This window comes from Burkholderia sp. HI2500, assembly GCF_002223055.1.
Classification (GTDB): Bacteria; Pseudomonadota; Gammaproteobacteria; order Burkholderiales; family Burkholderiaceae; genus Burkholderia.
In genome coordinates this window covers 1,092,665-1,105,939 of sequence record NZ_NKFL01000004.1, presented here as the reverse complement: position 1 = coordinate 1,105,939, position 13,275 = coordinate 1,092,665, and the positions used below count along the sequence as shown (strand labels likewise).

Here is a 13,275-nt window from a genome sequence, read left to right as displayed (position 1 = left end):
TCAGCCGCGATAGAACGCAGGGCGTTCGGCCATCGCGATCAGCTCGACCGCCCCGCTCTTTTGCGCACGCACGCAGGCGTCGGCCGCGACCGCCGCCGCGTAGCCGTCCCAGGCCGACGGCCCGGTGAGCGCATGCGCGCGCACGCCGTCGATGAACGCCTGCAGCTCGACGTCGTACGACGCGATGAAGCGCTCCTTCCAGTCGGTCATGATCTCGACCGACTGCCGCGCCGAATGCTTGAGCCCCACGGCCGGCGGATCGGGCAGCTTCGCGATGCCCTGCTCGCCGACCACCTCGCACTGGATGTCGTAGCCGTACTGGCAGTTCACGAAGATCTCGACGTCGATGCGCACGCCGCTCGCGGTTTCCAGCAGCACGATCTGCGGATCGGCGAGATGCGCGGACGCATGGCGCGTCTTCCTCGGATAGACGACCTGCGTGCTCACGTAGTCCTCGCCGAGCAGCCAGCGCAGCACGTCGAGCTCGTGGATCAGCGTGTCGGTGATCGCCATGTCGGTCGTGTAGCGCTCGCCGACCGACTGGTTGCGGTGCGCGCAATGCAGCATCAGCGGTGCGCCGATCTCGCCGCTGTCGATCACCCGCTTCAGCGCGCGATAGCCTTCGTCGTACGGCCGCATGAAGCCGACCTGCACGAGCCGCTTGCCGTGCGCGACTTCGGCTTCGACGATCCGCATGCAGCCTTCGGCCGTGACGGCGAGCGGCTTCTCGCAGAACACGGGCTTGCCGTGCGCGATCGCGTCGAGCACGAACGCTTCGTGCGTCGGCCCCCACGACGTGACGAGCACGGCCTGCACGTCGGCGGCCGCGACCACCTCGTGGCCGTCGCCGTAGATCTCCGCGTCGAGCCCATACTTCGTCACCGCGTCGCGCGCCTGCTGCGGATCGATGTCGTTGACGGCCACGACGCGCGCGCCGGACAGCGTGCGGGTCAGTCTGCGAATATGGTCCTGGCCGATCGCACCGCAGCCGATCACGCCGATTTGCAAGGTCATCTAAAAGTCTCCAGTCGTTCATTGGCGGCGCGGCACGCGCCGCACCGGTCAGTCATCCGTCAGCGCGCGGCGCGATCGAAATGGCGATCGACGTAGCGCTGGATCGTGTCGCGCATGTAGCGCGACGACGCTTCCGCACGGTCCTCCCACGCGAACACGCACGACGACATCACGCCGTCGAAGCCTGCCGCGCCGAGCGCGCGAAAGAACACGTCCCAGTCGATCTCGCCCTGCCCGATGTCAAGATGCTGGTGCACGCGAATCTGGTTCGAACCGGGCGGGTTCACGATGTAGCGCAGCTGGCTGCTCTTGCGATGGTCGAAGGTGTCGGCCACGCGCACGTGCGCGAGGATCGGCGCGGCCTGCGCGATCATCGCGGCCATGTCGTCGCCGTAGTAGAACGTGTGCGGCGCGATGTACGACAGCCTCAGCGACGGCGAGCCGATGTTCGTGACGATGTCGATCGCCGGCTGCAGCTGCTCGATCCAGTCCTCCGGATGCGGCTCGACCGACAGCACGATGCGTTCGCGCTCGAGGATCGGCAGCAACTCGTCCATCGACCGGAACCACGCGGCTTCGCACAGCTCCTTCGGGTTCGCCCCCGGCCGTTCGCCGACCGAGCGCTCGGGTGACGCGCCGCGCCCGAACTCCGACACCATCAGCGCGCACTCCATCTCGACCGCCACCTCGATCGCCTGCTTCCAGCAGCGCACCGCCCATTGCCGCTCGTCCTCGAACGGGCTCGCCCAGCGGTACATCGGCTGCAGCGACGCGAGGCCGACGCCGCTCGCGCGCATCGCCTGCCGGAAAGCGGCCATCCGCTCGCGTGTGGCGCGGGGCATCACCCACCAGTCGAGAAAGTCGCTGCGCGGCGACAGCTCGATCTGGTCGTAGCCGAGCTCGGCCACCGCGTGCGGCAGGCGGTCGAGCGGCAGGTGGCGAATCATGTAGGGGTCCAGCGCGATCTTCATCGAATATCCTCGACGGTGGCGGGTTCCAGGCGAAGGCGGCGGCACGTGCCACCCTCGATCTGCGATCCACGAAGGGTCAGCGGCGCTTCTTCTTGTTGCGGTACTGGTCGGCGATCACGGCCGCGACGATGATCGCGCCCTTGACCATCTCCTGGTAATACGCGTCGATGCGGATGAATGTGAAGCCCGACGTCATCACGCCGAGGATCAGCACGCCGATCACGGTGCCCGTCACGCGGCCGAGGCCGCCCGACAGCGACGTGCCGCCGATCACGACCGCCGCGATCGCATCGAGCTCGTACATCACGCCCATGCCCGACTGGCCGGAAATCGCGCGCGCGGCCGTCACGGTGCCGGCGATCCCGCTCAGCAGGCCCGCGATCGCGTAGACGAAGATCAGGTGGCGCGTGACGTTGATGCCCGACACGACGGCCGCATGACGGTTCGCGCCGATCGCATAGGTGTACTTGCCGAAGCGCGTGTAGCGCAGCACGACGTGGAAGATCGCGGCGATCACGAGAAAGATGATCACCGGATTGGCGCCCGCGCCGATGGCCGCGAACTGGTCGGTCAGCATCGACACCGGCATCCCGTTGGTGAACCACTTCGCGAAGCCGCGCGCGGCGACCATCGTGCCGAGCGTCGCGATGAACGGCGGGATGCCCGTCATCGCGATCAACGAGCCGTTCAGCAGGCCAACCAGCAGCCCGACGCACACGCCGGCGAGCACGGGCCAGATGATCGGCAGGTCGGTGAGGTGCGGAAACACCGCGCGCGGGAAGTCGGACACCTGCGCGAGACTCGCCGAGACGACCGCCGCGGCGGCCACGACCGAGCCCGACGACAGGTCGATCCCGCTGGTGATGATCACGAGGTTCACGCCGACCGCGATGATGCCGATCACGGCCATCTGCAGCACGATGATCTCGAGCCGCTCGGTGTTGAACAGGAAGCTCTGGCCGACGACGATCCAGCCGACGATCTCGAAGAACAGGCTGATGCCGACGAGCACGAGGAAGATGCTCAGCTCGGGCGGCCACTTCGTGTGCCGCGTCTTGAGGGTCATGGTCTGCGCATCCGCGACCGGGTTCAGGTTGCCCATTGCTTTGTCTCCAATCTTGGTTCGGCTCAGCGCGACGCGAGATCCATGATGCGGACCTGGTCGGCGTCCTTGCGATCGACGATGCCGGTCATGCGCCCTTCGTGCATCACCATCACGCGATCGCTCATTCCCAGCACTTCCGGCATCTCCGACGAGATCATCAGCACCGCGACGCCCTTGCCGGCGAGCGCGCTGACGAGCCGGTGGATCTCGGCCTTCGCGCCGACGTCGATGCCGCGCGTCGGTTCGTCGAGGATCAGGATGCGCGGCTGCGTGAGCAGCCACCGGCCGATCAGCACCTTCTGCTGGTTGCCGCCCGACAGGTTCTGGATTTCCTCGTGCAACCCGGGCGACTTCACGCGCAGCATCCGGCTCATTGCCTCGCAGTCGCGCTTCAGTTGCGCCTGCTGCACGAAATTGAACTTCACGTAGCGGTGGCTGAGCACCGCCGCTTCCATGTTCGCGAGCAGGTCGAGATTCAGGAAGCAGCCGGTGTCCTTGCGGTCTTCGGTGAGAAAGGCCATCCCGTGCTTCATCGCCTGCGCGGGCGTCGTGATGCGCACCGGCTTGCCGTCGATCCGGATCTCGCCCGACGTGGCCGGCACGACGCCGAACAGCGCCTCCGCGACGTTCGAGCGCCCCGAGCCGACGAGGCCGGCCACGCCGAGGATCTCGCCCGCGCGCAGCTCGAAGCTCACGTCGCGGAACACGCCGTCGACGCCGAGGTTCCGCACCGACAGCACGACGTCGCCGATCGGCACCTCTTCCTTCGGGAACATCTGCGTGATCTCGCGCCCGACCATCATGCGGATGATGTCGTCGCGCGTGACGTCGCTCGATGCATGCGTGCCGATGTACTTGCCGTCGCGGAACACCGAGAACTCGTCGGCGATCTCGAACAGCTCGTTCATCTTGTGTGTGATGTAGACGATGCCCTTGCCCTGCTCGCGCAGCTGGCGAATGATCCGGAACAGGTGCGTGACTTCCTTGTCGGTCAGCGCGGAAGTCGGCTCGTCCATGATCAGCACGTCGGAGTCGAACGACACGGCCTTCGCGATCTCGACCATCTGGCGGCTCGCGACGGTCAGCGTGCGCACGTCGGTTTCCGGATCGATGTCGATCGACAGCCGTTCGAACAGCTCGGCCGTCTGGCGGCGCAGCGCGGCGTGATCGATCAGGCCGAAACGGTTCTTCGGTTCGCGGCGGATCCAGATGTTCTCCGCGACCGTCATGTACGGCATCAGGTTGAGTTCCTGGTGGATCATCGCGATGCCGCGGTCGAGCGCATCGAGCGGGCCGTTCAGCACGACCGGCTCGCCGTTGATCAGGATCTCGCCCTGGTCGGGCGTGTAGACGCCGGCAATGATCTTCATCAGCGTCGACTTGCCCGCGCCGTTCTCGCCCATCAGCGCGTGGACGGTGCCGCGGCGCACGCGGAACTGCACGCCGTCGAGCGCGACGACGCCCGGAAAGGACTTGCCGACACCGCGCACCTCGAGCACGCAGTCGGCCGCGGAAGAAGCCGGCGGGGCCGACGCGCCGGTCGAGCCGGACGAAGCGGCCCGCGCATCGTCGCCGGCCATCGGGCGCGCGACTCTGGCTGTAAACATGGACGTTCCTCGACAAGTCGTGCGCGAACCCGGTCGTGCCGGGCCCGCGCCATTCAACGGATCACCGGTCAATGCTTCGCGTACTGGTTCATGTTCTCGGGCGTCACGAGCTCGAACGGCACGTTCACGTAGCGGTCGACAGACTGCTTCTTCGCGAGCTTGAGCGCGGCCGCGACGGCCTGCTGCCCCTGCCCGGATGCGTTCTGGTACACCGACACCTTCAGCTCGCCGCTCTTCATCGACGCCAGGCCGTCCGGCGTCGCGTCGATGCCGGCGACGATCGTCTTCGGCGTCCACTTGCGCGCGGCCTTCAGCGCGTTGATCGCGCCGATCGCCATCTCGTCGTTGTTGGAGATGATCGCGTCGTACTTCGTGCCGGAGCTCAGCCAGTTCATCGTGATGTCCTGGCCCTGCGTGCGGCTCCACTTGCCCTCGCGCTTGTCGACGATCTTCATGCCCGCGCAATCCTTCGTCGCGATCACGTCCTCGATGTCCTTGGTGCGGGCGCGCGCCGATTCGTTGGACAGCTCGCCCATCAGCACGAGGAGGTCGCCCTTGCCGCCGAGCAGCTTGCACACCTGGCGCGCCTGCAGCGTGCCCGACTGCTTCTCGTCGGACGCGACCACCGCGACGCCGGCCGGCAGCTTGTCGAAATCGACCGGCTTGCGGTTCACGTAGACGAGCGGAATCTTGGCCGCCGTCACCATCTTGGTGATCTTCGGCGTCGCGTCGGTATCGACCGCGTTCACGATGATCGCGTCGACCTTCTGCGCGATCATGTTCTGGACCTGGCTCAACTGCTTGCCGACGTCGTTGCCGCCGTCCTCGATCTGCACCGTCGCGCCGTCCTTCTTCGCCGAATCGGCGATGCTGTTGCGCAGGATGGTCAGGAACGTGTCGTCGAACGACGCCATCGTCACGCCGATCTTCTCGGCATGCGCGAGCGGCGCTGCCAGGATCGCGGCGGCCGCGACGGCCATCAGCTTGGTCTTCATGATCAATCTGTCTCCTCATCTCCGGGGGGCGGAAGACGGCGCGTTGCGCGCCGCCGGGCCGAGTCCGATCGAAGCCGATACGGACTGAAGCATCCGGATGAAACTGTAGATCACTTCCTCGAAAATTTGGAAATTTATTTCTACGTGATTTCACCTAGGGAACTGGATTTCCAAAAAGTCTAGACTCCGTTCCGTAGCCCGATTCCTTGCGGCAGGCAGTCCCGCGTCGTGCAGCACACGATGCGAAGCGTCGCCCGAGGTTCGGTCCCCTAATCTGCCGGCATCGCCGAACGCCGGCCGCGAGCGTGACACGTGATATGAGCCTGCTGACCTTTCCGAGTGACCGCCCCATCGATCTCGCCTGCCTCGGCCGCGTGGCCGTGGATCTCTATGCGCAGCAGTACGGCAGCCGCCTGGAAGACGCGCGCAGTTTCCAGATGTATCTCGGCGGCTCGTCCGGCAACGTCGCGTTCGGCGTGGCCCGGCTCGGGCTGAAGACCGCGATGATCTCGCGCGTCGGCGACGAACAGATGGGCCGCTTCCTGCGCGAGACTCTCGAGCGCGAAGGCTGCGACACGAGCCAGCTGCAGACCGACCGCGAGCGCCTCACCGCGCTGGTGCTGCTCGGGCTGAAGGACCGCGACACGTTCCCGCTGCTGTTCGTGCGCGAGAACTGCGCGGACATGGCCGTGCGCGCCGACGAGATCAGCGAGGACTTCATCGCCGGCTGCCGCGCGCTCGCGATCACCGGCACGCACCTGTCGACGCCGGGCACGCGCGAGGCGTCGCTGACCGCGCTCGGCTATGCGCGCCGCCATGGTGTCGTGCGGATCCTCGACATCGACTACCGGCCGGTGCTGTGGGGGCTGACCGCGCGCGGCGCGGGCGAAAACCGCTACGTGCCGGACGCGCAGGTGACGCGGCAGCTGCAGCAGGTGCTCGGCGAATTCGACCTGCTGGTCGGCACCGAGGAGGAATTCCTGATCGCGGGCGGCGTGCCGCACGACGTGATCGGCTCGTTGCAGGCGGTGCGCAAGATCACGAACGCGACGCTGGTCGTCAAGCGCGGCGCGCTCGGCTGCTGCGTGATCGAGGGCGACATTCCCGCCCGCATCGACGATGCGCCGACCTGTCTCGGCGAGCGCGTCGAGGTGCTCAACGTGCTCGGCGCGGGCGATGCGTTCCTGTCGGGCCTGCTGTCGGGGCTGCTGCGCGGGCGCGACTGGGCCGAGTCGACGCGCATCGCGAACGCGTGCGGCGCGATCGTCGTGTCGCGCCATGCATGCTCCGCCGCGATGCCGACGCCGGCCGAGCTGGCCCACTGGTTCGACGGCAGCCGCAATCCGGTGGTCGACGCCGACCACACGCTCGCGCACCTGCATCGCGTGACGGTGCCGCGCCGCGAATGGGACGACCTGTGCGTGATGGCATTCGACCATCGCAGCCAGTTCTATGAACTCGCGGTGCAGGCCGGCGCGGACGAAGCGCGGATCAAGACGCTGAAGCGCCTGCTCGTGCGCGCGGTCGAACAGGTCGAGCGCGATCGCCACATCGAAGGCCATGTGGGCGTGCTGATCGACGGCGGCGGCTACGGCAGCGACGCGCTGGCGTCGGCCACCGGACGCGGCTGGTGGGTCGGCCGCCCGGTCGAGCTGCCGGGCTCGCGGCCGCTGCGCTTCGACGAAACGCGCTCGGTCGGCTCGTCGCTCACGCACTGGCCGACCGAACAGGTCGTGAAGTGCCTCGTGCACTATCACCCGGACGACCCGGTCGACCTGCGCGTCGAACAGGAGCAGCGCGTGCTGGAGCTGTGGGAAGCCACGCGCGCCAGCGGCAACGAACTGCTGCTGGAAATGATTCCGCCGCGCGCGGTCACGCCGGCCGGCACCGAGGACGATGCGGTGCTGCGCACGATCGCGCGCTTCTACAACCTCGGCGTGAAGCCCGAATGGTGGAAGCTCACGCCGCTCACCGCCGACGGCTGGACGCGGCTCGCCGCGCTGATCGCCGAGCGCGACCCGCATTGCCGGGGCGCCGTGATCCTCGGGCTGAACCAGCCGCTGCAATACCTCGTCGACAGCTTCCGCTCGGCGACCAACCCGATCGTCAAGGGCTTCATGGTCGGGCGCACGCTGTGGGCCGACGCGTCGCTGAACTGGTTCGCCGGCCGGATCGACGACCAGGCGCTGATCGACGAAGTCGCCGGCAACTTCGCGCAGCTGGTCGACGCGTGGCTCGGCCGCCGTGCCGCGGCCGCCCGCGCCGCCGCGGCCTGACGCGACGCCTGCGATGACCCTTTCCTCTTCACCGACCGACATGACCTCTACCGTGAGACTGACCGTCAGCCAGGCGCTCGTGCGCTACCTGGCCGCCCTGCGCGCCGAAGTCGTCCAGCCCGACGGCCGCACCGAGATCCTGCCGTACTGCGGCGGCGTGTTCGCGATCTTCGGCCACGGCAACGTGGCCGGGCTCGGCGAGGCGCTGCACGCGGAAAAGGACCGCCTGCCGACCTTCCGCGCCCACAACGAGCAAGGGATGGCCAATGCGGCCGTCGCGTTCGCGAAAGCGAATTTCCGCCAGCGGATGATGGCCGCGACGTCGAGCATCGGCCCCGGCGCGACCAACATGCTGACGTCGGCCGCGCTCGCGCACGTCGGCCGGCTGCCGCTGTTGCTGCTGCCCGGCGACGTGTTCGTGTCGCGGCTGCCCGACCCGGTGCTGCAGCAGGTCGAGGATTTCGAACAGGGCGACGTCAGCGCGAATGACTGCTTCCGGCCGGTGACGCGCTACTTCGACCGCATCACGTCGCCCGAGCAGCTGCTCGTCGCGTTGCCGCGCGCGATCCAGGTGATGACCGACCCCGCGCAGTGCGGCCCCGTGTGCCTCGCGCTGCCGCAGGACGTGCAGACCTTTGCATACGACTGGCCCGAGGATTTCTTCGCGCCGCCGGTGATCCGGATGCGCCGGCCGCCGGCCGACGCGCTCGAACTCGCCGATGCGCTCGACGTGCTGAAGGCCGCGAAGAAGCCGCTGATCGTCGCGGGCGGCGGCGTGCTGTACAGCCAGGCATGGGATGCGCTGCGCGCGTTCGCCGAGACGCATGGCGTGCCGGTCGCCGAATCGCAGGCCGGCAAGGGCAGCCTCGCGTGGGACCATCCGCTGAATCTCGGGTCGATCGGCGTGACGGGCTCGCCGGCCGCGAACCGTGCGGCCGCGCAGGCCGACGTGGTGTTCGCGGTCGGCACGCGGCTGCAGGATTTCACGACCGGCTCGCATGCGCTCTACGGCAATGCGACGCTATTGAGCCTGAACGTGCAGCCGTTCGACGCGGGCAAGAAACGCGGCCGTCAACTGGTGGCCGATGCGCGCACGGGCCTCGGCCAGTTGTCGGCCGCGCTGGCCGGCTGGCAAGCCGATCCGGCATGGACCGCCAGCAACCGCGACCAGGCCGCCGCATGGAATGCGCGCGTGACCGAGCTCACGACCCGGATTCCGAAGGACACGCTCCCGTACGACGCGGAAGTGATCGGCGCGGTGCGCGACTCCGCGGCCGACGCGGGCCGCGACAGCGCGCGCGATGATCTCGTCGTGTGCGCGGCCGGCACGCTGCCGGCCGAACTGCACAAGCTGTGGCGCAGCGGCGCGCCGGGCAACTACCACATGGACTACGCGTACTCGTGCATGGGCTACGAGGTCGCGGGCGGCCTCGGCGCGAAACTCGCGCGGCCCGAACGCGAAGTGATCGTGATCGTCGGCGACGGCTCGTACATGATGCTCAACGCGGAACTCGCGACGTCGGTGATGCTCGGCCGCAAGCTCATCGTCGTGATCCTCGACAACCGCGGCTACGGCTGCATCGAGCGGCTGCAACTGAATTGCGGCGGCGCGAGCTTCAACAACATGCTCGACGACTGCGTGCCGGAAGGCGGCGAGCGCTCGACGATCGATTTCGCGATGCATGCGCGCGCGATGGGCGCCGAAGCCGTGCACGTGCGCGACATCGGCGAGCTGCGCAGCGAGATGAAACGCGCCCGCGCGGCGACGACGAGCCAGGTGCTCGTGATCGACACCACGCACCGGCGCACGACCGACGACGGCGGCGCATGGTGGGAAGTCGCGGTGCCGCAAGTATCCGAGCGCGCCGGCGTCGATGCAGCGCACCGCGCGTATCTCGATGCGAAGACCCGGCAGCGGCGCTGATCGCGCGCACGGCCCACGCACCCTCCCCGCGAACAATACATCCGAACCAAGGAAGCACGTCATGAGCTGGAACGTCCGCATCGGTATCAATCCCCTGTCGTGGATGAACGACGACCTGCCGTCACTCGGCGGCGAGACACCGCTCGAAACGGCGCTGAAGGAAGGCGCCGAAATCGGCTACGCGGGCTTCGAGCTCGGCAACAAGTTTCCGAAGACGGGCCCCGAGCTGAAGGCGAAGCTCGCCGAGTTCGGGCTCGTGTGCGTGTCGGGCTGGTATTCGGGCTTCCTCGCCGAGGTCGAGCCGGGCATGAGCGACGCCGATGCGGTCGCCGCCGAGATCGAGCGCTGCCGTGCACACCTGACGAAGCTGCAGGTCAACGACGTGAAGGTCGTCGTGTACGGCGAATGCGCGGGCACGATCCAGGGCAACATCGACACGCCGGTCGCGAAGCGGCCGCGCTTCGTCGACGACGCAGCCTGGCGACGCTACGCGGCGCGCCTCGACGCGTTCGGCGCGCACCTGCTCGACACGTACGGCATCAAGCTTGCCTACCATCACCACATGGGCGCGTACGTCGAGTCGCCCGACGACGTCGACCGGCTGATGGCGCTGACCGACCCGGCGAAGGTATTCCTGCTGTTCGATACCGGCCACGCGTATTTCGGCGGCGCGGCCGACCCGGTCACGCTGCTGAAGAAGCATGTGTCGCGCGTGGTTCACGTGCATTGCAAGGACGTGCGGCCGCAGGTCGTCACGCAGGCGCGCAACGACGGCTGGAGCTTCCTGAACGGCGTGATCAACGGCACCTTCACCGTGCCGGGCGACGGCGCGCTCGACTACGAGGCGACGCTGCACACGCTGAAGGACGCCGGCTACGAAGGCTGGCTCGTCGTCGAGGCCGAGCAGGATCCGGCCGTCGCGCCAAGCTATGCGTATGCGAAGAAGGGTTACGAATCGCTGCGCGCGATCGTCGACCGGTTGAGCGCGTAAGCGCGTGAACGCATGAGCCCTACCCTGTTGCGGAGCCCCACCCCATGACGATTTCTCCCCTGCTGATCAAGGCCTCGGCCGACCGCGAGATCTGCAACGTCACGCCCGAATCGGCCGGCTGGAAGCACGTCGGCTTCCGTGCGCTGCGCCTGAAGGCCGGCGACACCGAAACGCTCGACACCGGCGCGCGCGAGCTGTGCGTCGTCGTGCTCACCGGCACGGCGCGTGCGGAGGTCGACGGTGCCACCTACGATGCGCTCGGCAAGCGCGACAGCGTCTTCGAGGATGTATCGCCGGACGCGCTGTACGTGCCGGGCGGCAAGACGGTCACGCTGGTCGCGACGCGCGATGCGGAAATCGCGCTGTGCACCGCGCCGTACGCGAGCGGCGACAAGCGCGTGCAACGCCTCGACGGCGAGCGGATGCGGCGCTCGGTACGCGGGCAAGGCACCAACACGCGCTACGTGTGCGACATCCTGATGGGCGACAACCCGGCGGCCGACCGGCTGCTCGTGGTCGAAGTCGTCACGCCGGCCAGCCATTCGAGCAGCTATCCGCCGCACAAGCACGACCGCGACGCGGCGCCTGACGAAACGTCGCTCGAGGAAACCTACTACCACCGGATCGATCCGCCGCAGGGTTTCGCGTTCCAGCGCGTGTACACGGACGACCGCAGCCTCGACGAAGCGTGCGCGGTCGAGGACCACGACGTCGTGATGGTGCCGCGCGGCTACCACCCGGTGGTCGCGCCGCACGGCTACAACCTGTACTACCTGAACGTGATGGCCGGCCCGAGCCGCGCGTGGGCGTTCAAGAACGATCCCGCGCACGAATGGATGCTCGACGTCCCGAAGCGCTGATGGAAAGACGGGCCCGCGCGCGGCCCGTGACGATGCGACGCCCGGCACGCGCACCCAGCGCCGGCGACGCCACGGAGCCGCCATGGTGACGACCCTCTTTCGCCTCGAACCCCATCCCTTCGACGACGACGCGTCGAACCCGGCGCTGCCGCGCTTCGACGCAGCGGTCGCCCGCCGGATGGGTGAAATCGCTGTCAACCTTGCGTCGCGCCGCGGGCTGCCGATCGCGGTGAGCATCGTCGGCGAGCAGGCGCCGCTGTTCTACTGCGCGCTCGACGGCAGCGATGCCGGCAACAGCGACGCGATCCGCCGGCGGCAAAACACGGTATTGCGCTTCGGCCTGAGTTCGCTCGCGGTCGGCGAGCGGTTTCGCCGCGCCGGCTGGTCACTGCAGTCACAGGGGCTGTCGGATGACGACTATGCGCTCGACGGCGGCGGCGTGCCGTTGCGGCTCGCCGGGGCCGGCATCGTCGGCGCGATGACGATCGCGGGACTCGACTCCGAGCACAATCACGCGCTCGTCGTCGAGAGCCTGCAGTGGCACGTCGGCCGTTACGCGCTCGCGATGCACGCGTAACGATACGGGCGGCGCGATCGGCGCACGCGCGCCGCTGCACCGCCCTCGCCGGATCAGTTCAACCCGCCGCTCACGACGAGATGCTCGCCGGTCATCCAGCGTGCATCGTCCGACGCGAGGAACACGGCCACCGACGCGATGTCGTCCGGCTCGCCGAGGCGGCCGAGCGGCGTCTGGCCGAGCACCTGCGCTTCGAGATCGGAACCGATGATGCCCGCGCTGTGCGTGCCTTCGGTCACGACCATCCCCGGGTTGATCGCGTTCACGCGGATCTTGCGCGGCGCGAGTTCGAGCGCGAGCACGCCGGTGATCGCGTCGACCGCGCCCTTGGTGCCGCTGTACACGGCGCTGGCGGGCGGCGTGATGCTGGTCACCACCGAGCTGATGTTGATGATGCTCGCGCCTTCGCCGAGGTGCTTGACCGCGGCCTGCGTGGTCAGCAGCACGCCGAACACGTTCGTGTCGAACTGCCGGCGGTAGTGCTCTTCGGTGATCGCTTCGATCGGCGCGAATTCGTACACGCCGGAATTGTTGACGAGCACGTCCAGACGCCCGTACGTGTCGATCGCGGTATCGACGATGCGCTGCGCGTCGGCTGCCTTCGACACGTCGCCGCCAACCGCGACCGCGCGGCCGCCGGCTTCGACGATCGCGCTTACGACCGCATCGGCGCCCGCCTTGCTGCTCGCGTAGTTGACGACCACCGACGCGCCTTCCGCTGCCAGTGCCTTCGCGATCGCCGCGCCGATGCCCTTCGATCCGCCCGTGACGATCGCGACCTTGTTTGCCAGCTTGCTCATGATTTCATTCCTCAGTCAGAAGACTTTCGATGGAGGGTGCCGGCTGCCGCGCTGTTGCGTCGTTGCGTCGTTGCGTCGTTGCGTCGTTGCGTCGTTGCGTCGTTGCGTCGTTGCGTCGTTGCGTCGTTGCGTCGTTGCGTCGTTGCGTCGTTGCG

Annotated in this window: 11 protein-coding genes; 5 read left to right on the top strand and 6 right to left on the bottom strand. The window is 68.0% G+C overall.

The window, feature by feature from the left end:
- From CFB45_RS07810 to CFB45_RS07790, 5 genes are all read right to left on the bottom strand, one after another.
- Positions 1 to 1,014, bottom strand: a complete 1,014-nt coding sequence (locus CFB45_RS07810) for a Gfo/Idh/MocA family oxidoreductase (protein WP_089425169.1) — start codon at positions 1,012 to 1,014, stop codon at positions 1 to 3.
- A 59-nt stretch (positions 1,015 to 1,073) separates the two neighbouring features.
- Positions 1,074 to 1,985 (bottom strand): sugar phosphate isomerase/epimerase family protein, encoded by a 912-nt coding sequence (locus CFB45_RS07805; RefSeq protein WP_089425168.1) that lies wholly within the window; start codon positions 1,983 to 1,985, stop codon positions 1,074 to 1,076.
- A 76-nt stretch (positions 1,986 to 2,061) separates the two neighbouring features.
- Positions 2,062 to 3,087 carry an ABC transporter permease gene (locus tag CFB45_RS07800; RefSeq protein WP_089425167.1) on the bottom strand — a complete coding sequence of 342 codons (1,026 nt, stop codon included), beginning with the start codon at positions 3,085 to 3,087 and terminating at the stop codon, positions 2,062 to 2,064.
- Positions 3,088 to 3,113: 26 nt separating this feature from the next.
- Positions 3,114 to 4,697 carry a sugar ABC transporter ATP-binding protein gene (locus CFB45_RS07795; RefSeq protein WP_089425166.1) on the bottom strand — a complete coding sequence of 528 codons (1,584 nt, stop codon included), beginning with the start codon at positions 4,695 to 4,697 and terminating at the stop codon, positions 3,114 to 3,116.
- 68 nt (positions 4,698 to 4,765) lie between these two features.
- Positions 4,766 to 5,692, bottom strand: a complete 927-nt coding sequence (locus tag CFB45_RS07790; RefSeq protein WP_089425165.1) for a sugar ABC transporter substrate-binding protein — start codon at positions 5,690 to 5,692, stop codon at positions 4,766 to 4,768.
- A gap of 317 nt (positions 5,693 to 6,009) precedes the next feature.
- Between CFB45_RS07790 and CFB45_RS07785 the strand changes: the two genes are divergently transcribed.
- The 5 genes from CFB45_RS07785 to CFB45_RS07765 all read left to right on the top strand — a co-directional run bounded on the left by CFB45_RS07785 (position 6,010) and on the right by CFB45_RS07765 (position 12,320).
- Positions 6,010 to 7,968, top strand: a complete 1,959-nt coding sequence (locus tag CFB45_RS07785) for a bifunctional 5-dehydro-2-deoxygluconokinase/5-dehydro-2-deoxyphosphogluconate aldolase (RefSeq protein WP_089425164.1) — start codon at positions 6,010 to 6,012, stop codon at positions 7,966 to 7,968.
- Positions 7,969 to 8,008: 40 nt separating this feature from the next.
- Positions 8,009 to 9,892 (top strand): 3D-(3,5/4)-trihydroxycyclohexane-1,2-dione acylhydrolase (decyclizing), encoded by a 1,884-nt coding sequence (gene iolD / locus CFB45_RS07780; RefSeq protein WP_089425163.1) that lies wholly within the window; start codon positions 8,009 to 8,011, stop codon positions 9,890 to 9,892.
- A gap of 61 nt (positions 9,893 to 9,953) precedes the next feature.
- Positions 9,954 to 10,883, top strand: a complete 930-nt coding sequence (iolE, locus tag CFB45_RS07775; protein ID WP_089425162.1) for a myo-inosose-2 dehydratase — start codon at positions 9,954 to 9,956, stop codon at positions 10,881 to 10,883.
- A 44-nt stretch (positions 10,884 to 10,927) separates the two neighbouring features.
- Complete coding sequence (gene iolB / locus CFB45_RS07770; RefSeq protein WP_089425161.1) at positions 10,928 to 11,743, top strand: 5-deoxy-glucuronate isomerase; 816 nt, start codon at positions 10,928 to 10,930, stop codon at positions 11,741 to 11,743.
- Positions 11,744 to 11,825: 82 nt separating this feature from the next.
- On the top strand, positions 11,826 to 12,320 hold the full coding sequence (locus CFB45_RS07765) for a heme-degrading domain-containing protein (protein WP_089425160.1): 495 nt from the start codon (positions 11,826 to 11,828) through the stop codon (positions 12,318 to 12,320).
- 53 nt (positions 12,321 to 12,373) lie between these two features.
- Here the strand turns inward: CFB45_RS07765 and CFB45_RS07760 are convergent, their stop codons facing one another.
- A complete protein-coding gene (locus tag CFB45_RS07760; RefSeq protein ID WP_089425159.1) occupies positions 12,374 to 13,120 on the bottom strand; it encodes an SDR family NAD(P)-dependent oxidoreductase in 747 nt (248 codons plus the stop codon).
- Between the last annotated feature and the right edge of the window lie 155 nt (positions 13,121 to 13,275).